The 23,049-nt window shown below is 71.3% G+C and carries 22 protein-coding genes and 1 pseudogene; 5 read left to right on the top strand and 18 right to left on the bottom strand.

What is annotated here, in order from left to right:
• Positions 1–101: 101 nt before the first annotated feature.
• The 14 genes from gspN to ACW7GZ_RS00405 form a co-directional block, all read right to left on the bottom strand.
• Positions 102–815 (bottom strand): type II secretion system protein N, encoded by a 714-nt coding sequence (gspN, locus tag ACW7GZ_RS00470; RefSeq protein ID WP_457007254.1) that lies wholly within the window; start codon positions 813–815, stop codon positions 102–104.
• Positions 812–1,297, bottom strand: coding sequence for a type II secretion system protein GspM (gene gspM / locus ACW7GZ_RS00465; RefSeq protein WP_457001876.1), 486 nt, complete (start codon positions 1,295–1,297; stop codon positions 812–814). Before gspM ends, gspN begins: the two co-directional genes overlap by 4 nt.
• A complete protein-coding gene (gene gspL, locus ACW7GZ_RS00460) occupies positions 1,294–2,412 on the bottom strand; it encodes a type II secretion system protein GspL (protein ID WP_457007252.1) in 1,119 nt (372 codons plus the stop codon). The genes gspM and gspL overlap by 4 nt, the downstream gene beginning before the upstream one ends.
• Positions 2,409–3,428: a type II secretion system minor pseudopilin GspK gene (gene gspK / locus ACW7GZ_RS00455; protein WP_457007250.1), complete on the bottom strand. Its 1,020-nt coding sequence runs from the start codon at positions 3,426–3,428 to the stop codon at positions 2,409–2,411. Before gspK ends, gspL begins: the two co-directional genes overlap by 4 nt.
• On the bottom strand, positions 3,425–4,018 hold the full coding sequence (gene gspJ / locus ACW7GZ_RS00450; protein ID WP_457001882.1) for a type II secretion system minor pseudopilin GspJ: 594 nt from the start codon (positions 4,016–4,018) through the stop codon (positions 3,425–3,427). Before gspJ ends, gspK begins: the two co-directional genes overlap by 4 nt.
• Positions 4,019–4,077: 59 nt before the next feature.
• Positions 4,078–4,458, bottom strand: coding sequence for a type II secretion system minor pseudopilin GspI (gene gspI / locus ACW7GZ_RS00445; RefSeq protein WP_457001884.1), 381 nt, complete (start codon positions 4,456–4,458; stop codon positions 4,078–4,080).
• Entirely contained in the window at positions 4,442–4,894 is a 453-nt protein-coding gene (locus ACW7GZ_RS00440; protein WP_457001886.1) for a GspH/FimT family pseudopilin, read from the bottom strand. The genes gspI and ACW7GZ_RS00440 overlap by 17 nt, the downstream gene beginning before the upstream one ends.
• A 9-nt stretch (positions 4,895–4,903) precedes the next feature.
• Positions 4,904–5,371, bottom strand: a complete 468-nt coding sequence (gene gspG / locus ACW7GZ_RS00435; RefSeq protein WP_457001887.1) for a type II secretion system major pseudopilin GspG — start codon at positions 5,369–5,371, stop codon at positions 4,904–4,906.
• Between the two features lie 11 nt (positions 5,372–5,382).
• Positions 5,383–6,588 carry a type II secretion system inner membrane protein GspF gene (gene gspF, locus ACW7GZ_RS00430; protein WP_457007248.1) on the bottom strand — a complete coding sequence of 402 codons (1,206 nt, stop codon included), beginning with the start codon at positions 6,586–6,588 and terminating at the stop codon, positions 5,383–5,385.
• The gene (gene gspE / locus ACW7GZ_RS00425) at positions 6,575–8,107 is read right to left on the bottom strand and encodes a type II secretion system ATPase GspE (RefSeq protein WP_457007946.1); all 1,533 of its coding nucleotides are present in this window, start codon (positions 8,105–8,107) and stop codon (positions 6,575–6,577) included. Before gspE ends, gspF begins: the two co-directional genes overlap by 14 nt.
• Complete coding sequence (gene gspD / locus ACW7GZ_RS00420; RefSeq protein ID WP_457007246.1) at positions 8,068–10,146, bottom strand: type II secretion system secretin GspD; 2,079 nt, start codon at positions 10,144–10,146, stop codon at positions 8,068–8,070. Before gspD ends, gspE begins: the two co-directional genes overlap by 40 nt.
• Entirely contained in the window at positions 10,143–10,988 is an 846-nt protein-coding gene (locus tag ACW7GZ_RS00415; RefSeq protein WP_457007244.1) for a type II secretion system protein N, read from the bottom strand. The genes gspD and ACW7GZ_RS00415 overlap by 4 nt, the downstream gene beginning before the upstream one ends.
• A 223-nt stretch (positions 10,989–11,211) precedes the next feature.
• Complete coding sequence (locus ACW7GZ_RS00410) at positions 11,212–13,944, bottom strand: TonB-dependent receptor domain-containing protein (protein ID WP_457007242.1); 2,733 nt, start codon at positions 13,942–13,944, stop codon at positions 11,212–11,214.
• A gap of 96 nt (positions 13,945–14,040) precedes the next feature.
• Entirely contained in the window at positions 14,041–15,552 is a 1,512-nt protein-coding gene (locus ACW7GZ_RS00405; protein ID WP_457001897.1) for a hypothetical protein, read from the bottom strand.
• A gap of 265 nt (positions 15,553–15,817) precedes the next feature.
• Between ACW7GZ_RS00405 and ACW7GZ_RS00400 the strand changes: the two genes are divergently transcribed.
• Positions 15,818–16,669 carry a 2OG-Fe(II) oxygenase gene (locus ACW7GZ_RS00400; protein WP_457002853.1) on the top strand — a complete coding sequence of 284 codons (852 nt, stop codon included), beginning with the start codon at positions 15,818–15,820 and terminating at the stop codon, positions 16,667–16,669.
• A gap of 135 nt (positions 16,670–16,804) precedes the next feature.
• Positions 16,805–17,491 carry a TonB family protein gene (locus ACW7GZ_RS00395; RefSeq protein WP_457001899.1) on the top strand — a complete coding sequence of 229 codons (687 nt, stop codon included), beginning with the start codon at positions 16,805–16,807 and terminating at the stop codon, positions 17,489–17,491.
• Between the two features lie 22 nt (positions 17,492–17,513).
• Here the strand turns inward: ACW7GZ_RS00395 and nth are convergent, their stop codons facing one another.
• Genes nth through ACW7GZ_RS00380 form a run of 3 tightly spaced genes read right to left on the bottom strand, consistent with a single transcriptional unit; the run spans position 17,514 to position 19,494 of the window.
• Positions 17,514–18,194 carry an endonuclease III gene (gene nth / locus ACW7GZ_RS00390; RefSeq protein ID WP_457002855.1) on the bottom strand — a complete coding sequence of 227 codons (681 nt, stop codon included), beginning with the start codon at positions 18,192–18,194 and terminating at the stop codon, positions 17,514–17,516.
• Between the two features lie 29 nt (positions 18,195–18,223).
• Positions 18,224–18,682, bottom strand: a complete 459-nt coding sequence (locus ACW7GZ_RS00385) for a hypothetical protein (RefSeq protein ID WP_457001901.1) — start codon at positions 18,680–18,682, stop codon at positions 18,224–18,226.
• Positions 18,683–18,714: 32 nt separating this feature from the next.
• Positions 18,715–19,494 carry an enoyl-CoA hydratase-related protein gene (locus ACW7GZ_RS00380; RefSeq protein ID WP_457001903.1) on the bottom strand — a complete coding sequence of 260 codons (780 nt, stop codon included), beginning with the start codon at positions 19,492–19,494 and terminating at the stop codon, positions 18,715–18,717.
• Between the two features lie 174 nt (positions 19,495–19,668).
• On the opposite strand from ACW7GZ_RS00380, the gene ACW7GZ_RS00375 reads away from it, so the two are divergent.
• The 3 genes and pseudogenes from ACW7GZ_RS00375 (at position 19,669) to ACW7GZ_RS00365 (ending at position 22,187) form a co-directional block, all read left to right on the top strand.
• A complete protein-coding gene (locus ACW7GZ_RS00375) occupies positions 19,669–20,379 on the top strand; it encodes an FKBP-type peptidyl-prolyl cis-trans isomerase N-terminal domain-containing protein (RefSeq protein WP_457001905.1) in 711 nt (236 codons plus the stop codon).
• A 130-nt stretch (positions 20,380–20,509) separates the two neighbouring features.
• Positions 20,510–21,330 (top strand): annotated as a pseudogene (locus tag ACW7GZ_RS00370) (NUDIX hydrolase).
• Positions 21,327–22,187, top strand: a complete 861-nt coding sequence (locus ACW7GZ_RS00365) for a sulfurtransferase (RefSeq protein ID WP_457001906.1) — start codon at positions 21,327–21,329, stop codon at positions 22,185–22,187. Before ACW7GZ_RS00370 ends, ACW7GZ_RS00365 begins: the two are co-directional and overlap by 4 nt.
• A gap of 65 nt (positions 22,188–22,252) precedes the next feature.
• Here the strand turns inward: ACW7GZ_RS00365 and ACW7GZ_RS00360 are convergent, their stop codons facing one another.
• Complete coding sequence (locus ACW7GZ_RS00360) at positions 22,253–23,011, bottom strand: enoyl-CoA hydratase/isomerase family protein (RefSeq protein ID WP_457001908.1); 759 nt, start codon at positions 23,009–23,011, stop codon at positions 22,253–22,255.
• Between the last annotated feature and the right edge of the window lie 38 nt (positions 23,012–23,049).

Genomic DNA, 23,049 nt, shown 5'->3' with positions numbered 1-23,049 from the left:
GTGAGCGGCCTTGGAACGCAGCGTATGCCGCCGCCGCGGCCTGGCCGCCAGAACACCCGCCAACCCGCACCCGCACCCGCGGCCGCGGCCGCGGCCGCGGCTCAGCCGCCCAGCTGGCCCGTGTCCACGCGGCTGAGGCCGCCCGGAGCCTCCTGGAAGCCGGCGGCCAGCAGCGCCAGGCGCAGCGCGGGCTCGTCGCTGCGGGCCAGCGTCTGCAGGGTGTAGCGTCCGTCGGCCTCGATGGCGAAGGTGGCTTCCAGGTGCAGGCGGCCGCCTGCATCCTCCGGAAGCAGGGCGAGCGAGCCGGTGCGGCCTTCGCAGGCCGGGCTGCCGCTGAGCAGCATCGGCGGAAACGCGTGCCCTGCAGGACCGGTCCCGGGCAGCGTGGCTTCGATCCGCACGCGGCCGCCGGCCTCGCGACAGGCTTCGCCGTCGAACAGCAGCCGCACGTCCTCGAGCGAGGCGCGCAGGCCGAGTCCCGGCGGCGCCGGCAGGGGCAGCACGCCGTTGCCGCCGTCGATGCCGCGCAGGCGCCCGCCTTCGAGCACCAGCAGGGCCTCCGGCGTGTGCAGCCGCAGGCGCTGGCGGCCGGCCAGCAGCGGCAGCGGCGACAGTCGCGTGCCGACGTCGCCGAACGCCGCGCCGTGCCAACGCAGCTGGCGCAGTTCGCCGCGCCACAGGCTGCCGCCGGCGTCCACCGCCGACAGCCCGGGCGGCAGCGGCAGGCGTGGCAGCACCAGCTGCAGCGGCACTGCGAGCAGCAGGGCGACCGCGAAGGCCCCGGCGAACCACGCCGCCAGGCGACGGCCGCTCATGGCGCCGCCCCGCCGAAGCCGACTTCGGCGCGCAGGCCGCCGTCGGCACGCTCGACGCGCAGCGACGAGGGGGCGATGCCATCGCGCCCGGCCAGTTGGCCGAGCCACCCATGCAGCGCGGGCGAGGCCACGCGCTCGAAATCGAGCACGAAGGCGCCGTCGGCGGCGCTGCGCTGGCGGCTCGGGGCGAGGCCGGCTTCGCGCACGCTGTCGAGGATCCGCCGCTGCAGGGCTTCGCCGCCGGCAGGTGGCGATGAGCCGCGGGAACCGGCCAGCATCGCGACCTCGGCTTCGACCTGCTGCACGCCGGCGATGGCGCGCGCGTGGCGGTCTTCGGCGCCTTCGCGCAGCGCCTGAAGTGGCCACAGCAGGCCGTACCACCAGGCGAAGGCCGCCAGCAGCGCGGCCATCACCGCCAGCATCACCCGCTCGCGGGGTTCGCGGCCCCGCCACCAGCTCCGGATCCGGGTGTCGATGGTCATGCCGAAGGCTCCAGGGCCAGGCCGGTATGCAGGCCGCCGGGGACGTCGCCGCTGCCGCCCTCCACCAGCGTCCACCCGTCGGCGGCAAGTGCGCCGCGGATGGCCTCGATGTCGTCGGGCGCGGCGTGGAACACGACCGCGCGCAGGCGGTCGCCGCGCAGGTATTCGAGTTCGACCAGGTGGGTCCCGGCGCGGCCGGCGACGGCGGCGAACAGCGCGCCGCTCGCGGCCGTGAACGCATGCGGCTCGCGCACGGCCTGGAGCTGGCGCGCGAGCGCGTCTGCGCCGGTGCCGGTGCCGGTGCCGGCGCCAGCGGCGCGGCCGGGCAGGGCGTCGCGCACCAGGGCCCCGGCGCGCGATTCCAGCGCGTGCGCGGCCAGCTCCAGGCGCAGCGCCTGCGCCGCCACGAGGACCAGGGGCGACGCGACCAGGGCGGCGGCAAGCCAGGCCAGGCGCCGCCACGTCGCATGCCCGTCGTGCGCGGAAGCGGGCGCGAACGCGCCCTGCAGCAGGTCGACTTCCGGATTCAGCGCGCGCGCGGCGCAGGCCGCCAGGTCCCCCGGGAGCCGCAGTTGCTCCCGTCCGACCAGCACCTGCGCCGCCAGCGCCGGCGTGGTGCAGAAGGCGAGGCCGGGGCCGCGCACCAGCCAGCGCTCGCCCGCGTCCAGCACCTGCACGGGGTCCGCGTCGCCGGAGGGCGGCGGCAGCAGCAGCTGCTCCGGGACCGCGGCGTCGGCGCGCAGGCCGAAGCCCGCCGCGCGCGCCAGCCACTCGCGCAGGGCCGCGGGCTCCACGGACGCGATGGTGCGGGTTCCATCCGCGGCGCCGGCGTCGAGAGCGACGTGCAGCGCGGCGGGGCGCGCCAGCCGCTCGGCGAGCAGGGCCTGCGCCGCCGCGCGCGCCTGGGCCGCGGTGTGCGCCTTCAGTGCGATGCGGTCGATGCGCACGGCGTCGCCAGGCACCACCAGCACGGTGCGCGTCGCGGTGGCCATCGCCGGCGCCACGGTCCCTGGCGGCATGTCGGTCCGCGACAGCACGCGGCCATCGTCGGCCAGGCCCAGGCAGGTGGCCGACGCCGCGGGATCGGCGGGCAGGAACAGGATGCGATTGCTCATTCGTCGTGTGTCCATCGGCGCGCCACCAGGCGCGCGGGGTCATCGGAGTCGCTGTCGAGCAGCGCGCTCAGCACCACTTCGGCGCCGTTGTATTCCACTTCCGTGCGGAGCTTGAAATAGCGGGTGCGCACGCGAAGCTGCTCCAGCACGGGGTTGGACAGCCGCGCCGCCAGCACCGGCGGCTGGGTCGCGAACGCGGTCACGTCCAACCAGCCGCCGGCCGGGCGCGCGGCGATCACGCGTCGCGCGGCGCCGATGTCGAGGGCGTTGTCGCTGAGCATCGCCAGCACCACGGCGTCATCGTCTTCCAGGGTGTTGACGTTCACCGGCGCCAGCGTGCTGTCGGGCAGCGCGCAGACATGGGGGCGCAGGCGCGCGTAGGCCGCGGCGTCGTGGCCGGCGATCGCGCGCAGCTCGCTGGCTTCGGCGAGCAGGGCGCCGGCGGTGCGATGGCCGGGGCCACGCGTGGCATAGGCCGCGTCCTCCGCTCCCGCCGGCCCCGGCAGCTGATCGCTGTCGATCCAGTCCACCAGGGCGTCGGACAGGGTGGCTGCCTGCACCGGATCGAACTCCAGTGCCCGCAGCAGCGCGAGGTACTGGCGCACGCCCGCCTCGCGCCGCGACCATTGCCCGGCCACGCCTTCGACCACGCTGTTGAGGTTGAAGCAGGCGGTGCCGTCGTCGATGCGCACGCGCATCGCGCCGCCATCGATCGGGAACACGAAGGGCCGGCCGTTCCAGTTTCCAACCAGGGTGGTGCGGCGGTCGCCGGCATCAAGCTGCGCGATGCGCGAGCGCGCCAGCGCCTCGCTGCCGAGCGCGTACCACTGGGCCTGGACCAGCGCCTGCGCGTTGCCGGTGCGGCGCAGGCCGAAGCGGATGTCGTCCAGCACCGCCACCAGCAGCACGGCCATCACCGCCACCAGCAGCAGCACGGTCAGCAGCGCGGCGCCCCGTTCGCACACGATGGACGCAGTGTGCCCGCGGCCTGGCCCGTGCCGGCAGGAACGGTTCACTGCGCGATCCCCGGAAGCAGGAATCGCTGGCGCACGCCGCCGATGCCGTCGAGCTCGAGCTCCAGTTCGATCGCCGCCGGCAGGTCCGTGGTGCCGCCGTGCCAGCCGTCGTTCCAGCGTTCGCCGGAAAGGTAGGCCACGCGTGCAGCCGAAATGCCGTCGATCAGCACCCGCGCCGATGGCGGAACGGCGCCGTCCACGGCCGTGCGCGCGCTGCGCTCCAGGCGGCCGTCGACGATGCGGTATTCGACGTATTCCAGCGATGCGCGCGGGCTGCCATCCGGATTCTCCAGGCCGCGACGGACGAAGGCGAACAGCGGCCCCGGTTCACCCGGGCGACCACCGGTGAAGGCGTCGCGTGCGTTGCTGCCATCGGCGCGCCGTACCATCCGCAGCGCGGCCTGCGAGAGGTCCGCGCGCAGCAGCGCACGCGCGCGCTGGAACTCGCCCAGCCGGTCCATGCGCGCACGCAGCACGCCCTGGCTGTCGACGGCGTAGGCCATGGCGGCGACGCCGGCGGCCGCGATCAGGCCGAACAGCGCCAGCGAAACCATCACTTCGAGCAAGGTGAAGCCGCGCTGCCCGCGCATGGCGGGGGCAGCACCGGGCGCACGAACGGGACGCGCGCCACCTCGCGGGGCGGCGCGGCTCACTGCGGCACGCTCCGGAACAGCGACACCTCGGCGGCCACGCGCTCCCCGCCGGGTGGCGACACCCTGATGTCGACGCGCAGCAGCGCCGGATCGGCGGTCGGCGTGGTGCTGCGGCTCCAGCGCCAGGCGACGCCGCCGGCCTCCTCGCTGCCCGCGGCGTCGCCGGCAAGCGCGCGCAGGTCGAGCGTCGCGGCGTCGACGGCAACGTTGTCCGCGACCACCGCGGCCAGCACCTTCTCCTCGATCGCGACCGCGGTCCGCGTGCTTTCGCCGGCGAGGTTGAGCAGGCCGAGCACGGCCAGCGCGAACACGGCGAGCGCCACCAGCATCTCGATCAGCGAGAAGCCGGCGGCGCGTGGGTCAGCGGGCGACGCCATCGATCTCCACCTCGCCGCCACCGCCCACCGCCACGCGCGCGCGCCGCCCTTCGCGTAGCAGCACCAGGCTTTGCGGCGTCGTCGCGCCAGTGGGGTCGAAGCGGAACGAGACCCCGGCCTCGCGCCGCGGAAGCCGCGGCTGAGTGCCCGGCGCCCAGTCCACGCTGGCGAAGGCGCGGCCGTCGAGCGGCTGCCAGCCATCGAAGCGCCGGCGCGAGAATCCGTAGCCACCCGCCGTCACGCGGACCTCCACCGTGCGCATGCCGAGGATCGCCTCGTCGCGGGCGTGGGCCAGGCGCGCGGCGAAGGTTTCCGCCTCCTTCGCCAGGGCGTCGTCGCTGGAGGGCAGCGTCAGCGCCACGGCCGCGCCGGCCAGGCCGATGACCAGCAGCACCACCATCAGCTCGACCAGGGTGAACCCGCGCGCGCGCCGCATGCCTTCGCCTCAGCGCCAGTTGCCGATGTCGGCGTTGTCGCCTTCGCCGCCCTCGGCACCGTCGGCACCGAAAGAGAAGACATCGAAACCGCCACTGCGGCCGGGCTGGCGGTACTGGTAGGCCTGGCCCCAGGGATCGTCGGGCAGGCGGCGGATATAGCCGCCCTTGCGGTAGCGCTCGGGCCGCGCGAGGCCGGACGGCGCGTCAAGCAGGGCGTCGAGCCCTTGCCCCGTGTTCGGGTAGGCGAGGTTGTCCAGGCGATAGGTCTCCAGCGCCTGCTCCAGCACCGAGATGTCGGCGCGCGCCTTTTCGGTCATGGCGCGGTCCTGGCTGGGCATGACGTTGATCATCACCACCGTCGACAGCAAGCCGATGATGACGATGGCCACCATCAGTTCGACCAGGGTGAAGCCGGCGGCGCGATGCCGGCCGCCGGTGCCGGAATGGATGGGAGTGCGTGTGTCGCGGCTTTGCATGTGGTCCTCCGTCAGCCCGCCACGAGGGCGTTGAATTGCAGGATCGGCAGCAGGATGGCGAGCACGATCACCGCCACCGCCGCGCCGAGCACGATGATGATCAGGGGTTCGAGCAGGCTCATCGCCGCCGTGGTGAAGGTGTTGAACTCGCGTTCCAGGTAGTCGGCGGCGCGGTCGAGCATCGCTGCGAGCCGCCCGCTATCCTCGCCGCTGGTGGCCATGTACAGCAGGGTCGGCGGGAACACCGCGGCGCGCTTCATCGCGTGCGACAGGCTGCCGCCTTCGCGGATGACCTCGACCATCGATTCCGTGGCTTCGCGCAGCACGGTGTTGCCGACCGTGCGCGCGGTGATCGCCAGGCCTTCGATCAGCGGCAGGCCGCTTTCGGACATGGTGGCCAGCGTCCGCGCCATGCGCGCGGCGTGGACGTCGCGCAGGATGCGGCCGAGCAGGGGCAGGCGCAGCAGGGCGGCGTCGAAGCGGCGGCGGACAACGGGCCTGCGCAGCAGCCGCACCGCGGCGAACCCGGTGGCCGCCAGCAACACCAGCATCGGCAGCCACCACGTCGAAAGCAGGTCGGAGATGCCGATCACGATGCGCGTGAGCAGAGGCAGCTCGCGGCCCATCGACTCGAACTGCTCGACCACCTTGGGCACCACGAAGACCATCAATGCGATCACCACCAGCACCGCGGTTACCGCCAGCGCCGCCGGATAGACCAGGGCCGAGACCAGCTTGCTGCGCACCTGCTGGTCGCGTTCGTGCAGGTCGGCCAGGCGTTCCAGGATGGCGGGCAGGGCACCGGTGCCTTCGCCGGCGGCGACCATGGCGCGATACAGCGGCGGAAAGGCGCGGCCTTCGCGCGCCATCGCATCGGACAGGCGGAAACCTTCGACCACGCGCGCGTGGGTGGCCATCACCACGCGCCGCGCCGGCGCGCGTTCGGACTGGCTGCCGATCGTGCGCAGCGCTTCTTCCAGCGGTGCCACCGCCACCAGGGTGGCGAGCTGGCGGGTGAGGAGGGTCAGGTCCTTGGCGCTGAAGCGGCCGCCAAGGCGCGCCGTCTTCTCCGCGCGCTCGGTGGCGGGCTCGACCCGCACCGGCAGCAGGCGCCGGCCTTCAAGCAGGCGCCGCGCTTCGGACGCGTTGCCGGCGTCGAGCACGCCCTCGCGGTTGCGGCCCTGCACGTCGAGCGCGGAGTACTCAAACGCCGCCATGGTCCTGCAGCTCCTGGCGGGTGACGCGCATGGCTTCCTCGAGCGTGGTGTCGCCGCGCAGCACGGCGTTGCGCGCGGCGTCGCCAAGGCGGCCGGCGGTGACGAAGGCCTGTGCCGCCAGCGCGTCCTCGTCGGCACCGGAGCCGATCAGCTGGCGCATGGGCTCGTCGATCTCGAGCGCTTCGTGGATGCCCAGGCGCCCGGCATAGCCGGTGTGGCTGCACTGCGCGCAGCCGGTGGCGCGGTAGAGCGTGGCGCCGGCCGCCGAAGGACCGAGCAGGCGGATCGCGGCCGGGTCGTCGACCATCGGCTGGCGGCAGGCCGCGCACAGCCGCCGCAGCAGGCGCTGCGCCAGTACCAGGCGCAGGCTCGACGCCAGCAGGAAGGATTCGATGCCCATGTCGCGCAGGCGCGTGACCGCGCCGGGCGCGTCGTTGGTGTGCACCGTCGACAGCACCAGGTGGCCGGTCAGGCTGGCCTGCACCGCGATCTGCGCGGTCTCCGGGTCGCGAACTTCGCCGACCATCACCACGTCCGGATCCTGGCGCAGGATCGCGCGCAGGCCGGCGGCAAACGTCATGCCGACCCGCGCGTTGACCTGGGTCTGGCCGACGCCGTCGATGGCGTATTCCACCGGGTCCTCGACGGTGAGGATGTTGCGGCGGCCGTCGTTGAGCGCGGCCAGCGCCGCGTACAGGGTGGTGGTCTTGCCAGCGCCGGTGGGACCGGTGACCAGGAGGATGCCGTTGGGCACGCGCAGGGCGCGTTCCAGCGCTGCGCGAACCGGTGGTTCCAGGCCCAGGCCGTCGAGCGTGAGCGTGTCCTGGTCTTTGTCGAGGATGCGCATCACCACGCGTTCGCCGCCGCGCGCCGGCAAAGTGGAGACGCGCACGTCCAGCGCCTTGCTGCCCATGGCCAGGCCGATGCGGCCGTCCTGCGGCAAGCGCTTTTCGGCGATGTCCAGGCGCGCCATGACCTTGACGCGCGACACCAGCAGCGGCGCGATGCGCGCCGGCAGGCGCAGCGCTTCACGCATCACGCCGTCCACGCGCATGCGCACCACCAGCGCGGATTCGAAGGATTCGATGTGGACGTCGGAGGCGCCGATGCGCGCGGCCTCGGCGATCAGGCCGTTGATCAGGCGGATCACCGGGGCATCGTCCTGCGCGTCGAGCAGGTCGGCGGTGGCGGGGATGTCGCCGGCCAGGGCGTCGAGGTTGCCGGGAAGCTCGAACTCGCCGCCGCCGCCGGCCAGCGCGGCGTCGGCGTAGAGCTCCGACAGCCGGCGGTCGAAGGCGCTGCGCGGCAGGACTTCGACCTCAAGCTCGACCCCGAGGCTGCGCCGCGCTTCCAGCAGCGCGGCGGGATCGGCGTCCTCGCGCAGGCCGACCCGTGCATGCGCGCCTGATTCGCCCATGCCGAGCAGCACCACGCCGTGATGCTTGGCGAAGCCGTAGGCGAAGGCAGGTAGCGCTTCGCTCATCGCGCGTGGTCGCCGGTGGCGTCGTCGTCGCCGGATGCCGGCAGGGGCGTCGCCGTGGCACCGGGCGTCGCGGCAGGCGCCGGCATCATCGGCGGTGCAGTACGCAGGTATTCGCGCACCAGCTCGTCCAGCGCGTTATCGCGCTCGCCCATCACCGGCAGCTGGCTGCGCATGTAGTCCCAGCGCCCGGCACTCATCGCCTGCGCGTCCGCCGTGCTGCGCACGATGGTCGGGCGGATGAAGACCATCAGGTTGGTCTTGTCGCGCGAGCGCGACCGGTGGCGGAACAGGTGGCCGACGATCGGAATGTCGCCCAGCAGCGGCACCTTGGACACGGTGTTGCGGTCGCTCTGGTCGAGCAGGCCGCCAAGCGCGACGATCTCGCCGTCGTCCACCAGCACCCGCGTCTCGACCTCGCGCTTGTTGAGCACCAGTTCGGCGAAGTCATCGCTCACCGGCCCGGCGATCGAGGACACCTCCTGGCGCAGGGTGAGCGTGATGCCGCCGCCGGCGTTGATCTGCGGCGTGACCTCGAGCTGGATGCCCACGTCCTGGCGCGCGGTGGTCCGGAACGGGTTGCTGTTGGAGTCGCCCAGCACCTCGCCGGTGGTGATCGGCACTTCCTGGCCGACAAGGATCCGCGCCTCTTCGTTGTCGAGAGTGAGGATCGACGGCGTCGACAGCAGGTTCGACGCCGTGTCGCTGTTCACCGCGTCGATGATCAGGCCGAAGGTGGCGTTGTCGTTGCTGCCGGCGATGCCGCCGAGCGCGCCGTTGATGCCCAGGAGCGACTGCACCGCGGCCTGGCGGGCGAGGTCGAGCACGCCGTTGTCGTCATCGTCGTCATCGCCGCGGCGCTGCTCCGCGTACCAGCCGGCGGCCAGCGGCATGATCCCGGGATTGGCACCTGGGTGCTGGGTGGCGAGGAAGGGGATGTTGCTGCCTTCCTTGCCCGCGATCAGCAACTGTGCGCCGAGGCGCTTTGCGGCGTTATCGGAAATTTCGACCACGATCGCCTCCACCAGCACCTGCTCTCGGCGGGTGTCGAGCTGGGTGATCACGTCGACCAGCAGGCGCTGGGTCTCCGGATCGGCGTTGATGATCAGCGAGTTGGAGCCGGGGTAGCGGACGATGGTCGGGCGTTTGCCGGGCACGGCGGTGATCAGCTGTGCGGCGTTCGCATCGGTGGCGACCCCCGTGGCGCTCGCCGCGCTGCCCGTTGCCGACTCCTCGCCGTCGGGCGTCTGCCCGACCAGCTGCTGCAGCACCGGCAGCAGCTGCTCGGCGCTGGCATGCTGCAGGCGCACCACGCGCACGCCGCCGGTGCGCTCGGCGCGGCGGTCGAGTTCGAGGATGGTCTGCACCACGCGCTGCACCGCGGTCGGCGCGCCGCGGACCACGATCGAGTTGCTGCCTTCCACCGGCTGGATCGAGAGTTGGCCGCCTCGGCCTTCGCCGCCGCCGAACAGCTGGTTGACCGTCGCCGCCACTTCGCGCGCCGAGCTGTTGCGCAGGGTCACGGTGTCGATGCCGGCGGTGTCGCTGTCGATCTGCGCCACCAGGCCGCGGATGCGGCGGATGTTGTCGGCGTAGTCGGCGATCAGCAGCGCATTGCCCTGCGGCGTCGGCACCACCACGCCGCCGCGGCCGATCAACGGCTTGAGCGTTTCGGCGGCGATGCGGGCGTCAACGGTTGAAAGCGGCAACACCTGGGTGGTGAACGCCGAGCCACCGCTGCCGCCGCCGGGCAGCTGCGCCGCGGCGGTGTCGGGCACCACGCGGTAGGCGCCCGGCCCCGCGCTCACCGCCACCAGGCCGTTGGCGCGCAGCACCGCGAGCAGCACGCCCAGCAGCTCGGCCTCGTCCATGGCCACGTCGCGGGTGATGTTGACGCTGCCCTGCACTGCGGGATCGATGATGAAGGTGGTGCCGGTGGCGCGTGCGACGTCCTGGATGAAGGCGCGGATATCGGCGTCCTGCGCGCTCACGCCCGCGGTGTCCTGGGCGAAGGCGAAGGGCGCCGGGTGCGCGACCAGCGCGAGGGCGAGTGCGATGGCGAGGAGTCGCTGCTTCACGGTGTCTTGGCCTGCAGGGTCGCGCTGCGGATCTGGCCGTCGCGCCGGTAGGTGAGGGAGATCGAGGACGCGCCGGAGAGGCTGTTGGCGAGCTCGGCGTAGCGTTCGGCGTCCAGTGCCTCGTTGTTCACCGACAGCAGGACGTCGCCTGCCTGCAGTCCCGCCTGGCGCAGCACGGCGCCGTCGCCGCGCGGGATCACGGTGTAGCCGGTGATCCGGCCATCGGTTTCGTCCGGGCGAAGGCCCATCTGGGCGAGCAACTGCGCCGGGTCGATCGCCGGGTCGGCCGTGTCCGCGGCCGGTGCGGATGTTGGTGCTGTATGCGCGAGTGGCGGGGCTGCATGCGCCGCTGTCGGACGGGCTGGCGTGGGGCGTGCGTCGGGCTTCGTGAAGCGGAGTTCGCTGCGACGCCCGCCGCTGTCGAGTACCACGTGGTCGGCTTGCACCTCGGCCAAAGCCACGCCAGGTGCCACGGCTTCGCCGGTGCTGTACGAGCGCTGCGGGCCTTCGCGCATGGCGATGATGGCGCTGCCGCCGGCGGAGGCGGGGCGGACCGCGAACAGGCGCAGGCCGGAGGCGTCGGCGCTGGCGGCGATGCCCGCGCTGTGGTCGGGGTAGAAGGCATCGATGGCCAGGCGCCCGGGCTGCTCGCGGATGACCGTCGCAGCGTCGATCGCGGGCGCGCCCGGCGGGGCGGGCGGCAGCAGCAGCCAGGCCAGGCGCGCCGCCTGGAAGGCCAGCAGCACGACGATGGCGACCTCGACCGCCCGCCGCAGGCCATCGGGCCTGCGGAAGCTGTCAAGGGCGGTGCGAACGTCGGGAAGGGAATGGAGTGCGGGCACGGGCAAGGGCGTCGTGGCGCAGGATGCTGCGCCCTCGCGACAGGATGCGAAGCTTTCGTGACAGGCTTGTTGCAACTGACACATTCGTGTCGTTTTGCGGGGAGTGCCTTGACGGGACACTCCCGCACGTTGCCCCCATTTGCCCGTCGCGCCTCTTCCCCCGCGGGCGGTGGAAGAGGGCTCTCACGTCCGGACACTCCCGCAGACGGGGGAAGAGGGTTCGTCAGAACTCGGTCGAGATGCTGAACGAGTACGACACGCCCGGGTCGTAGCGCAAAACGTGGATCTTCTGGCCGCCGCCGCCCTCGATGTACTCGTCGTACTCGGTGTCGAGGATGTTGCGCGCCGCGAAGCCCAGGGTCACCGGCGTTTCACCAAAGCGCATGGTCTTGCGCAGGACGAGGTCCAGGGTCAGGCCCGGGTCTTCCATGACGTCCTGGCGCAGGTTGTTGCCGCGGGCCGAGATGCGCTCGCTGACGTAGTTGGCGATCAGCGTGGCCTGCAGGTCCTTCGCGGTGTTCTCGATGCCGAACTGCAGGTTGGCGATGTGCTCCGACTGGCCCTGCATCCGGCTGCCGTCAAGGATCAGGCTGCGTGCGGGCTGCGTGGTGCCGCTGCCGCCGTCCAGGGCGACCGTGTCGTTCGCGCCTGCGTTCACCTCGGAGTCCGTCCAGGTGTAATTGGTGGCCAGATACAGGCGATTGTCGTCCCACCATTCCGCGGCGATGCCGGGGTCGAAGTACTTCTTGAACTCCAGCTCGGCGCCATACACCGTGGCCTCGGGCGCGTTGACGAAGGTCTGCCACAGCTCGTCACCGCCGCCGGTGAACATGATCGATTCGATCGGCTTGTCGATCTGCTTGTGGAACAGGCCGGCGGTGAAGTATTCGCCCGAGCCGAAGAACCACTCGTAGCGGACGTCGAGGTTGGTCAGTTCGCTGTCGACCAGATAGGGATTGCCGTAGAGCTGGCGATCCTTGTCGGGATCGGTGTACAGCTGTGGCGAGAGCTCGCGGAACTGCGGCCGGGCGATGGTCTGCGAGGCACCGAAGCGGACCTGCCGGTTCTCCGCGACGTTCCAGGTCAGGGTGAGCGCGGGCAGGATGTAGTCGTTTTCGAGCGGCGCCACGGCCTCGGCGCGTGCACCGGTGTAGATGTTGTACGGATGCACCGCCTGGGTGGCGTCCTCGTAGCGGACGCCGAGGGTGCCGCGCAGCTTGGGGGTGATCTCGCCGTCGACCTGCAGGTAGGTGCCGAGCACTTTGAGCGTGGCGTCGTAAGCGGCCTGGCCGGCTAGGCCGGTGGTCTCCTCCAACCGCAACCAGCCCTGGCTCAGGTTGTAGTCGGAGAACAGGTAATCGGGGCGCTGGTACGGGAAGTAGTGGGGCAGGGTGGCGCCGTTGCCGGGGCCGTCTCCCGCGAAGTACCTGAACTCCCGCGACCAGGCGTTGCGGTCGTTGTCCATGTACGAGGCACCACCGCTCAGCGTGACGTCACGCTCGATTGGCAGGCGCCAGGTGACGTCGACGCCGCCGCTGGCGACCTCGTCCTCGACCTTGCTGAAGCGGGTGTAGTTTTCCTGGTTGCCGACCGAGTAGGCCCAGTAGCCGTCGCCTTCGTCGCGGAAGCCGATCATCTTCTCGTAGGGCACGTCACGGGTCGCCTGGGCCCGGGCGGCGCGCCACTCGACCTTGAGGTCGCCGTACTCGCCGAATTCGTGCGAGCCGCTGATCTGGTTGTTGACCATCCCGCGCTCGAACCAGCGGGTGTCGTCCCTGCGGTAGCCGTAGTTGCTGATGTAGTCCATGCCGGCGCGGCTGCGGGCTTCCTTGAGCGTGTCGTGCACGTACAGGGTCGTGAGATCGATCCTGTTGTTCCCCCACTCGTAGCCGGCGCCGAGCAGCGCGTTGACGCGGGCGTTGTTGCGGGTGGAAAGGAACTCGTAGTCGTTGCCGTAGGCAAGCGTTTCCAGGTCAGGGCCGAGGAATACGCCCTGCTCCTGGTCGCCGAAGATGGTGCGCCACTCGTTCTCGAAGCCAGCCACGGCGACGAAGCCGATGCGGGCGTCGTCGCCCATGTCGGCGGACCAGCCGGCGCTGAAGCCGAAATTGACGTCCGGGTCGATGCTGTCGTTTTCCTGCAGCACGTTGACGCTGGCGTTCTCGAGGCTGCGGCCGATCGTCGCGAGCTCCTGGTTGCTGAAGTTGTTGCGGTCGACCCGCTTGCCGGTGCCGATGGCGTCCTGGAGCGCGCGCGGCATCTTGCGGGTGCCGTCGTCGTAGCCCCAGAAGTCGTCGCCGCCGCCGCCGTAATAGGTCAGGCCCTTCTCCATGGTGGTGTTGTCGTTGAAGCCACCGCCCACGCTGAGCTTGAAGAAAGGCTCGTCGGGGATGTTGAGCGACTGCAGGTCGATCACGCCGCCGCCGAACTCGCCGGGATAGCGGACCGAATAGGTCTTCTGCACGGTCATGCCCTGCAGCACTTCGGCCGGGAACAGGTCCAGGGGCACCACGCGCTGCATGGGCTCCGGGCTGGGCAGCGGCGAGCCGTTGAGCAGCGCCGACGAATAGCGCTCGCCAAGGCCGCGGACGTAGACGAACTTCTCGCCGACGATGCTCACGCCGGACACGCGCTGCAGGGCGGCGGCCGCGTCGGCGTCGCCGGTGCGCTCGAAGTCCTCGCGCTGGACGAACGACGCGACCTCGGCGGTCTGCAGCATCGGCTCGGGGATGTATTCGCCACGTACTTCGACGGCGTCGAGCTGGACCGCCTGGTCCGGCGCCGGCTGCGCGGCCACGGCGCCCGACTGCGCGATCGTGGCCTGCACGATCGTGGCCTGCGAAGGCACCGCGGCGTGGCCGCCGGGCGCTTCAGGCTGCTGGGCCCACGCGCCCTGGCATGCGATGAGTGTGGTGATCGCGACGGACAGGCCGCTGCGTGACGGTGTGCGCTTCATAGTGGGACCTTGGACTGTGCGGATGCGGTGGTGCCGGACGTAGGGAGGGGCGGCCATCGTGGCCGCCCCTTTTTTCTGTTGCGGCAGGTGCGCCGGTCAGCAGGACGAACCGGCCGTCAGGCCGCAGGTCCAGCCCTGCCACCAGGTGTCGTTCGCGTCCCTCACGCCGCCGATGTAGTCGACCTGCTCGAAGAAGCTGTGCTTGCCCGGAAGGTTCGCGACCGCCGGGACCGCGCTTTCGTTGGCACCGTTGACGAACACGCCGGTCAGGGTCGAGTTGCCGGCAACGGTGTTCGTGCCCGCAGCGAAGGCGGCTTCCGCGTCGGCGTTGTTGAAGTTTTCCGGGCAAGCGAAGAACACCGACTCGAGGATCGCGCTGCTGCCACGCTCCGGCACCTGCTCGATGCTCAGGCAGGTCAGGCCCTTGCCGGTGCCGCCGGCCTTGCGGGTGACCACGGTGTTGTAGATCTCCGCGCGGCTGCCGAGGTTGACGGTGAAGCCGGAGCCGTTGCCGCTGCTGCCACCGGCACGGCCGACGTAGGTGAAGTTCGCGACCTGCGGGTTCGAGTACTGCCCGGCGGTGAGCGGGATGGGATTGCTGCTGTTGGTACCCGACCACTCATTGAGGTTGTCGCCGGTGCTGTCGCGCTGGACCACGACGCCGAACTGCACGCCGCCGTTCCAGCCAGAGTCGATGTCGAGGCTGTCGTCGCTGGCGCCGGTGACCACGATGCGGCGGGCGTTGACCGAGCCGCCGAAGATCTCGATGCCGTCATCGGAGCTGTTGTGCACCTGGACGTACTCGACCGTGGTGCCGCTGCCGACGCCGCCCATGGTGAGACCCTGCAGTTCGTTGCCACCGGAGAACGCGAAGCCGGAGTAGCGGATCTGCATGTACTGCACGGTGCCGGAGTTGTCGGTGGCCGCGTTGCCGCCGTACATACCAAGGTCACCGCCCTCGATCCTGGTCTCGCAAGCTGCGCTGCCCGGCTCGAAATCGCCGATGCAGGTGTTGACCGGCGCGCGGCCGGCGAGCACCAGGCCGCCCCAGCGGCCATCGGTTTCGGCGTCGGCATTGCCTTCGACGTCGATCTTCGCGGTCAGGATGATCGGCTCCTCGGCGGTGCCGAGTGCATAGATCTTTGAACCGCGGTTGACGACCAGGGCATCCGGGCCGGCGGAGGCATACACGGTCACGCCCGGCTCGATGTTGAGGATGCCTTCGCGCGCACCCGCTTTCGGCGCGGCGGGGTCGCCACCCATGTCCTCGCCGACGTGGACGGCGCCATTGATGGCGTAGACGGTGCCGGCAGCCTTCGGGACCGTGAGTTCGCCGATGATGCGCTCGGGCAGCTCGCAGGCGCGGAAGTCGGCGATGGTGCCGATGTTCCTGAAGCCTTCCGGGCAGTTCTCGGCGGGGCCACTGGTCGGCGGCGGCGGAGGCGGCGGGGGAGTGGTCGGCGGCGGAGGCGGCGGGGTGGTCGGCGGCGGTGGGAATGCGCCTTCGCCGGGCGACGCGACGCGGTCGGCGCCGCCACCGCAGGCACTGAGCGCGAGCACCGCGCCAAAGGTCATGAGGAGGGCCTTGGAACTATGGCGCATGGACATCGGTTGGGTCTCCGGGAGGAATGGACTGCGAACGCAGCGATGGAACCGCGGCCGTTGCTCGCCCTCGTTGGGCGGCGTCCGCTGCGTTCCGGATGAATCGGAAATGAAGGCTAGATGCGTGCCGTTACAGCTTTCTTTCAGGGAGAAGTCGCACGGCGGCGAGTTGGCATGCATGGCAATCGCGTGACATCCGGAAGACGGCTGTCATCGCGCGGTCATGTGTCCGGTGTCTGCTTCACTCGGGCGATTCCTCACGGGCATGACCATGGACACACCGGTGATCGATCACGCACTGCTGCAGTGGCTGCTTGAGCAGGTGCAGTCGGGCGCGTCGCCAGAGGACGTGGTGGTCTCGATGGTCGCGCGCGGCTGGGCGGAGGACGATGCCGTCGCCGCGCTCGAGGATGCGATGCGCGGACACCTCGACGCCCATGCGCTTGCGAACGACCTGCCGCCGCCGGAAAAGGTGCCGGCACCGATCGTTATGAATGGACCGTCGGTGATCGATGCCGGGGACCGGCGCGTGCGGGTGCTGGCGAACATGCTGCATCCGCGCGTGGTGGTGTTCGGCAGCGTGCTGTCGGATGCGGAGTGCGACGCCCTGGTGGAGATGGGGCGACAACGCCTGCGACCCTCGGCGGTGTTCAACCCGGACACCGGCGCCGACGAGTCGCACGAGGCGCGGAGCAGCGAAGGCACGTTCTTCAGCCGTGGCGAGAATGCGCTCTGCGCGCGCGTCGAACGCCGCCTGGCGGCCCTGGTCGATTGGCCGCTGGAGAACGGCGAAGGCCTGCAGCTGCTGCGCTACGGCCCGGGCGCGCAGTACAGGCCGCACTACGACTACTTCGATCCCGACCGCCCCGGCGCACACGTGGCGCTGTCGCGTGGCGGCCAGCGCGTGGCGTCGATCGTCATGTACCTCAATACGCCCGACTGCGGTGGTGCGACCACCTTTCCCGACGCCCGCTTTGAAGTCGCGGCAGTCAAGGGCAACGCGGTGTTCTTCGCCTACGATCGACCGCATCCGATGACCGGCAGCCTGCATGGCGGCGCACCGGTGATCGAGGGCGAAAAGTGGGTGGCGACCAAGTGGCTGCGAGTCGGGCCGCACACCTGACTGACCGCATGTCGGAGTATTTGCACCGCTCATCAATTGAAAGATGCTTTGTCATCGAGGTGTAACCCAACGCAGCGCCGCGCGTAGTGTGATCACTGCATCACCTACAGGCGCTTCGTGCGCAGGAGCACCGACATGCAGCGGATCGCGATCCCCCTTCTCCTCTCCGTGGCCCTTCCGTTCGCCGCCGCCGCGGCCGAGACCGCGCCGCAGTCGACCCAGCAGGTCTACACCTACGCGCTCGAACTCGACGCCGACGGCCGCATCGCGAGCCTTGAGCCGCACGGCAGCGCGCCCGGGCCCACCACCTCCGCCCTGGCCGCGGAGATCCGCGACTGGGTGTTCAACTCCGGCGCGGCCGCCGGCGCCTCGCGCACCTTCCTCCGCGTGGTGGTCGACGAGGCGGCCGGCGGTGGCCACGAAGTGGTGTCTGCCACCACCGGTCCGGCGCTGGCGGCGATGACCCCGCCCGACTACCCGATGCGCGACCAGCTCGCCGGCCACGAGGGCATGGTGGTGCTGCGCCTGGAAGTCGCCGCCGACGGCTCGGTGAAGGATGCAGGCGTGCACGCGGCCACCGGCACCGTGTCGCGGGCGATGGCCGATGCCGCGGCGGAAGCGTCGCGCCAGTGGCGGTTCTCGAGCGAGCAGGTCGGCGGCGAGGCGGTGGCGTCCACGCTGCTGTGGCCGGTGTGTTACCTCGGCCCCTGGTCGTCGCCATCGGCATGCAGCTGGACCGGACCCGATGCCCAGCGCTTCTCGAGCAAGAGCGTGCTGCCGCTGCAGCCCAACGTCACCGTGTCCTGGACGGCGGCACGCTGAGCCGGGCGCCGGCGGCCGTCGCTCAGGCGGTCGCCCCGCCGGCATGCGCCGCGTCGCCAGGCGCCTTGCCGGCAGGCGTCTTGTCGGGATACGTGCACAGATCGCGGATGACGCAGGGCCCGCACTCCGGGCGCCGGGCCTTGCACACATAGCGCCCGTGCAGGATCAGCCAGTGGTGGGCGTCGAGCAGGTAGTCCGCCGGCACCCGCTTCACCAGCCGGTCCTCCACCGCGCGGACGTTGCCGCCGTGGGCCAGGCCGGTGCGGTTGGAGACGCGGAAGATATGCGTGTCGACCGCCATCACCGGCTCGCCGAAGGCGGTGTTGAGCACCACGTTGGCGGTCTTGCGGCCCACGCCCGGCAGGGCCTCGAGCTCCGCGCGCGTACGCGGCACTTCGCCGCCGTGGCGTTCGATCAGGAGCTTCGCCATCGCGACCACGTTGGCGGCCTTGGCGTTGTACAGGCCGATGGTGCTGATGTAGCGCTTCAGTCCGTCCTCGCCGAGCGCTGCGATGGCGGCGGGCGTGTTGGCGACCGGGAACAGGCGCCGGGTGGCCTTGTTGACGCCGACGTCCGTGGACTGGGCCGACAGGGCCACCGCCACCAGCAGTTCATAGGGCGAGGCGTACTCGAGCTCGGTGACCGGCTTCGGGTTCAGCGCGGACAGGCGCGCGAACATCTCGCGCACGTCGGCGTTGGGCATGATCCGGCCGCGCCGCTCGGGAAAGGCGCTCAAGGCTGGTGACCCGATGCGCGCGCCCTGGCGCGTGCCAGCGCCGCGGCTGCGGCCGCGGGCAGGGTGGGGCGGGAGGGCGCCGAGAGTGTGCCAACGCCAGTGTCGGTGCCAGCGCCCGTGTCGATGCTCATGCCGTGCGCTGCACCGCCGGCAGCTGCTTCGCCCGAGGCTGCCTCGTTTGGAGGATTGCCTGCCGGCAGCCCCCCGCGGGCGCGCAAGCGCTCATTGGCGATGCGATCAAGGCGTGCATCTCGGGCGCGATAGCGCTCGCGCGCCGCCCACGCCGCGAGCAGCCGGTCGCGCGCGGCCGACAGCACGTGGTTGCCTTCGGCGTCGAGTCCGGACAGCGGCTTGAAGCGCGCCAGCCCTGCCTCGATCGCTGCGTCGAGATCGTCGTCGCGCAGCAGGTCGAGAATGCGTCGTGCCTGAGCGGCATCCAGTGCACCCGCGCCCATGCCGCCATCTCCTCCGCTCGACATGCGTCCGCTCAGCGGCCGTTGAACGCCGGCTTGCGGCGCTCGAGGAACGCGGCCATGCCTTCGCGCGCGTCGTCGGTGGAGAAGGCGAGGCCAAACTGCGCGCTCTCGTACTCCAGCCCGTCGTCGATCGCGCACTCGCCGCCGACATGGATCGCATCGAGGATGCCGCGCATCGCCAGCGGCGCGTTGCCGGCAAGCTTCGCGGCCAGCGCCATGGTTTCGGCTTCCAGCTCCGCCGCCGGCACCACGCGGTTGACGATGCCCAGCTGCAGGGCGCGGGCCGCATCCACCGGCGCGCCGAGCAGGGTGAGCTCGAGCGCCGCCGCGCGGCCGGACAGGCGCAGCAGGCGCTGGCTGCCGCCGAAGCCCGGCAGCAGGCCCAGGGTGACCTCGGGAAGGCCGAGCTTCGCGGTGTCGGCGGCGATGCGCAGGTGGCAGCACATCGCCAACTCGAGCCCGCCGCCCAGGGCGAATCCGTTGACCATCGCCACCACCGGCTTGGGCATGCGCTCCATCCGCCGCATCAGGCGCTGGCCGACCAGCGAGAAGTCGCGCGCCTGCACGGCGCTCAGTGCCGACATCTCGGCGATGTCCGCGCCGGCAACGAAGGCCTTGCCACCGCTGCCGGTGAGCACCACGGCGCGGACGCGGTCGTCGGCCGCGGCGGCATCGAAAGCAAGCTGCAGGGCCTCGAGCGTGCCCCGGTTCAACGCATTCAGCTTGTCGGGGCGGTTGACGGTGAGCACGCGGACGGCGCCATGGTCGGCGGCCAGGATGAGTTCGGACATGGAATCCTCGGTGTCGGGCCGGGCGGAACTTCCGCCGCCGGGCAGGGTCGGAATGGGTGGTGTCAGTGGCGGTTAAGCACTGGGGCCGGTATCCTAACGTGTCCAGACGGGGCGGCCAGGCCGCCCCGCCGCATCTTGGACCCAACCAATCGGCAATTCCGGAGAGTCCCACGAATGAAGTTGCGCCTGCTCGCTATCGCCCTTGCGGCCACAACCCTGGTTGCCGGCACCGCCGCAGCCCAGGACACCACCTCTGAGAAGGGAAAGCTCAGCTATGCGATCGGTTACAACACGGGCGCGGAGCTCGCGGAGCTGACCGAGCGGGGCGAAGCCATCGACGTCAACACCGTCGTCAAGGCGCTGCAGGATGCCTACGGCAAGAAGGATCCCGTGGTCGCCGTCGACCAGCTCCGCACTGCGGTCGAGAACATGCAGAAGCGGCAGCAGGCGAAGATGGAAGCCGAGTTCAAGAAGGTTTCCGACGCCAACAAGGCGGCGAGCGACAGCTTCCTTGCCCAGAACAAGGCCAAGGCAGGCGTGAAGACCCTGGCCAGCGGCGTCCAGTACCGCGTGATCGAGACCGGCAACGGCGCCAAGCCGACGCAGGCCAGCGATGTCGCGCTGACGTACAAGGGCTCGCTGCCTGACGGCACCGTACTGATCGACACCAACCAGGTGCCGCAGGGCCAGACCCCGGGTCCGGTCGAGCTCAAGGTCAGCCAGGTGCCGCTGGACGGCCTGCGCGAGGCGCTGCTGCAGATGCCGGCCGGCTCGCGCTGGGAAGTGGTGCTGCCGGGCGACAAGGCCTATGGCAATGACATCCGCGCCGGCCGCATGGCCAACCAGGCGGTGGTGTTCGACGTCAAGCTGGTCAGCGTCAAGTGACCGCGGGGCGCCGACGGCGCCCCTTGTCCAGCTGCGCGGCCTCCGCTGCGCACGCTGCTGCTCCAAGGACGCGCCGGCCCCGTGCCGGCGCGTTCGTGTCCGGGGCCCGCGCAGCAATCCGGATACCGGGATGAACACCGCCTTCCGCGCAGTGCAGAGCCCCTGCACCGGCGTATGTACCCTTGATCCGAACGGCTTCTGCGACGGCTGCCTGCGGACCGGCGACGAGATCGCGGGCTGGCTGGCGATGGACGACGCGCAGCGCGAGCACCTCATGGAATCGGTGTTGCCGGAGCGTGAGGCACGCCGCGGCTGATGGCCGGCGTGCCCGCCGACGCCGCGCTGCAGGCTGCGCTGGGTCCGCTGAACGCGGTACCCGTCGGCCCGGCCTGGAACCTCGACGAACTGAGCGATCTGCTGCCGGCGCATGCCGCGCTGGCTGATGCCGCGGTGCTGGTGCCGCTGGTCGGCGAAGGCGAGACCAGCGTCATCCTGACCCGGCGCCACGATGGCCTGCGCCAGCACGGCGGGCAGGTGAGCTTTCCCGGCGGGCGGGTGGATCCGGGTGATGCCGGTCCGCTCGCCGCCGCATTGCGCGAAGCGGAGGAGGAAATCGGCCTGCGGGCCGCCGATGCGCGCGTGCTCGGCTACCTGGATCCGCTGGCGACCGTCTCCGGCTTCCGGGTGCTGCCGGTGGTGGCGCGGGTGCCCGCCGGTTTCGAGCCGCGTCCGCGGCCGGGTGAGGTGGCCGAGGTCTTCAGCCTGCCGCTGGCGTGGCTGATGGCCCCCGAGAACCTCGACCGTATCGTGATCAACTACCTTGGGCGCGAGCGCCACGTGCTTGAATACCATCGCCACGATGCTGCACCGGGCCAGCGCGTCTGGGGCGCCACGGCATCGATCCTGTACAACCTGCGCCAGCGCCTGCTGGCCGTTGGAGGCCTGCCATGAACGCAACGCCCGGTTGGAGCACCCTGGTATCGCCCGCCGAGCTTGCTGCATGCCTTGGCGACCCGATGCTGGTGCTGCTGGACGCCCGTTTCTCGCTCGGCGATCCCGCGGCCGGCGGGGCGGCGTGGCGCGATGGCCACCTGCCGGGTGCGCTCTACGTACACCTGGACCGCGACCTGTCCGGGTCGCACGTGCCGGGCGCCGGTCGCCACCCCTGGCCCGGTGCCGCGGAGTTCGGCCGCACGCTTGCCGCCCTCGGCATTACCCCCGCCCACCAGGTCGTCGCCTATGACGCCGCGGACGGTGCCTTCGCCGCGCGCGCCTGGTGCCTGCTGCGCCTGGCAGGGCACGCCCGCGTGGCGGTGCTCGATGGTGGCCTCGCCGCCTGGCGCGCGAAAGACCTGCCGCTGGATACAGCCATTCCGGACGTGCCGCCGGCCGCGCCGTACCCGGTGGCCTTCGACCGTGCGCGGCTGTTCGATGGCCAGCGGGTGGAAGCCCACCTTGCCGCCGGTGGCCGGCTGCTGGACGCGCGCGGCGGCGAGCGCTTCCGCGGCGAGGTCGAGCCCATCGACGCGCGCGCCGGGCACGTGCCAGGCGCGACGTCGAGGCCCTACGCGCTCAACCTGGATGACGGCCGCTTCAAGCCACGCGACGTGTTGGCCCAAGAGTTCAGCGCGCTGCTCGGCAACGACGCCCCTGCGCGGGTGGTGGCGATGTGCGGCTCCGGCGTGACCGCTTGCCATCACCTGCTGGCGATGGCGCATGCGGGGCTCGACGGCGCCGGGCTCTACACCGGTTCGTGGAGCGGGTGGATCGAGGACCCGGCGCGTCCTGTCGCCACCGGCGACCACTGAGTCGCGCCGCTTCCCATGCGCGCAGCCTGCGCGTGGCAGATGCGCCGTCGTATTGCTGTGCCGCGTTACTTGCCCAGCCGTGCCACCAGCGCGCGCAGTCCGGCCTGGGTGTCAGGATCGTTCCAGGCGTCGACGAAGGTGTCGATGTCGATGCGCTCCGGCGCCAGCGCGGCGAGCAGGTCGGCGCGGGCGATCGCGCGGGTGTGCAGCACCGGTCGGCGCGGCAGCGCCAGCAGCCCTTCCAGCCAGGCGCGGGCGCGTGCAACCACCTCGCCTGGAGTGGCGAGCTCGTCGACGAGCCCGATCTCGAGCGCGCGCGCGCTTTCGACCAGCTCGCCACCCACAAGCATGCGCTCGGCGCGATGGGGACCGATCACGCGGCGCATCAGGTGCTGGATGCCATCGGGCGCGACCAGGCCGACCTGGGTCTCGTTGAGGCCGATGCGGAACGGCCCTTCGGCCATCACCCGGTAGTCGCAGCACAGGGCGAGCACGCAGCCGCCAGCGGGCGAGTGGCCGGTGATCGCCGCGGCCACGGGCACCGGTGATGCCGCCAGCGTGCGCGCGGCGTCGAGGAAGCCGGTCCAGGCCGCGCCCAGCGCTTCGCGCGACTGCAGCGACATGAGGTGGGGCACGTCGAGCCCGGCAGAGAAGACCTTCTCGCCGCCCGACAGCACCAGGCCCTGCGCGCCGGCATCGACGGCCGCGGACACGGCTGCCGCCAGTGCCCGGCAGAGTTCGGGGTTGAGCGCATTGACCGGCGCGCGCGCGAGCCTGAGTTCGGTGATCGCGCCATGGTCGATGGTTTCGATGAATGCTGTCATGCGTCGTCGGATCCGCGCCGGAGTGGATGGCTATGATA

The sequence above is a fragment of the Luteimonas sp. A537 genome, from assembly GCF_054052065.1.
The sequence above is the reverse complement of the archived record's forward strand: the minus strand, read 5'-3'. Positions and strand labels throughout refer to the sequence as shown.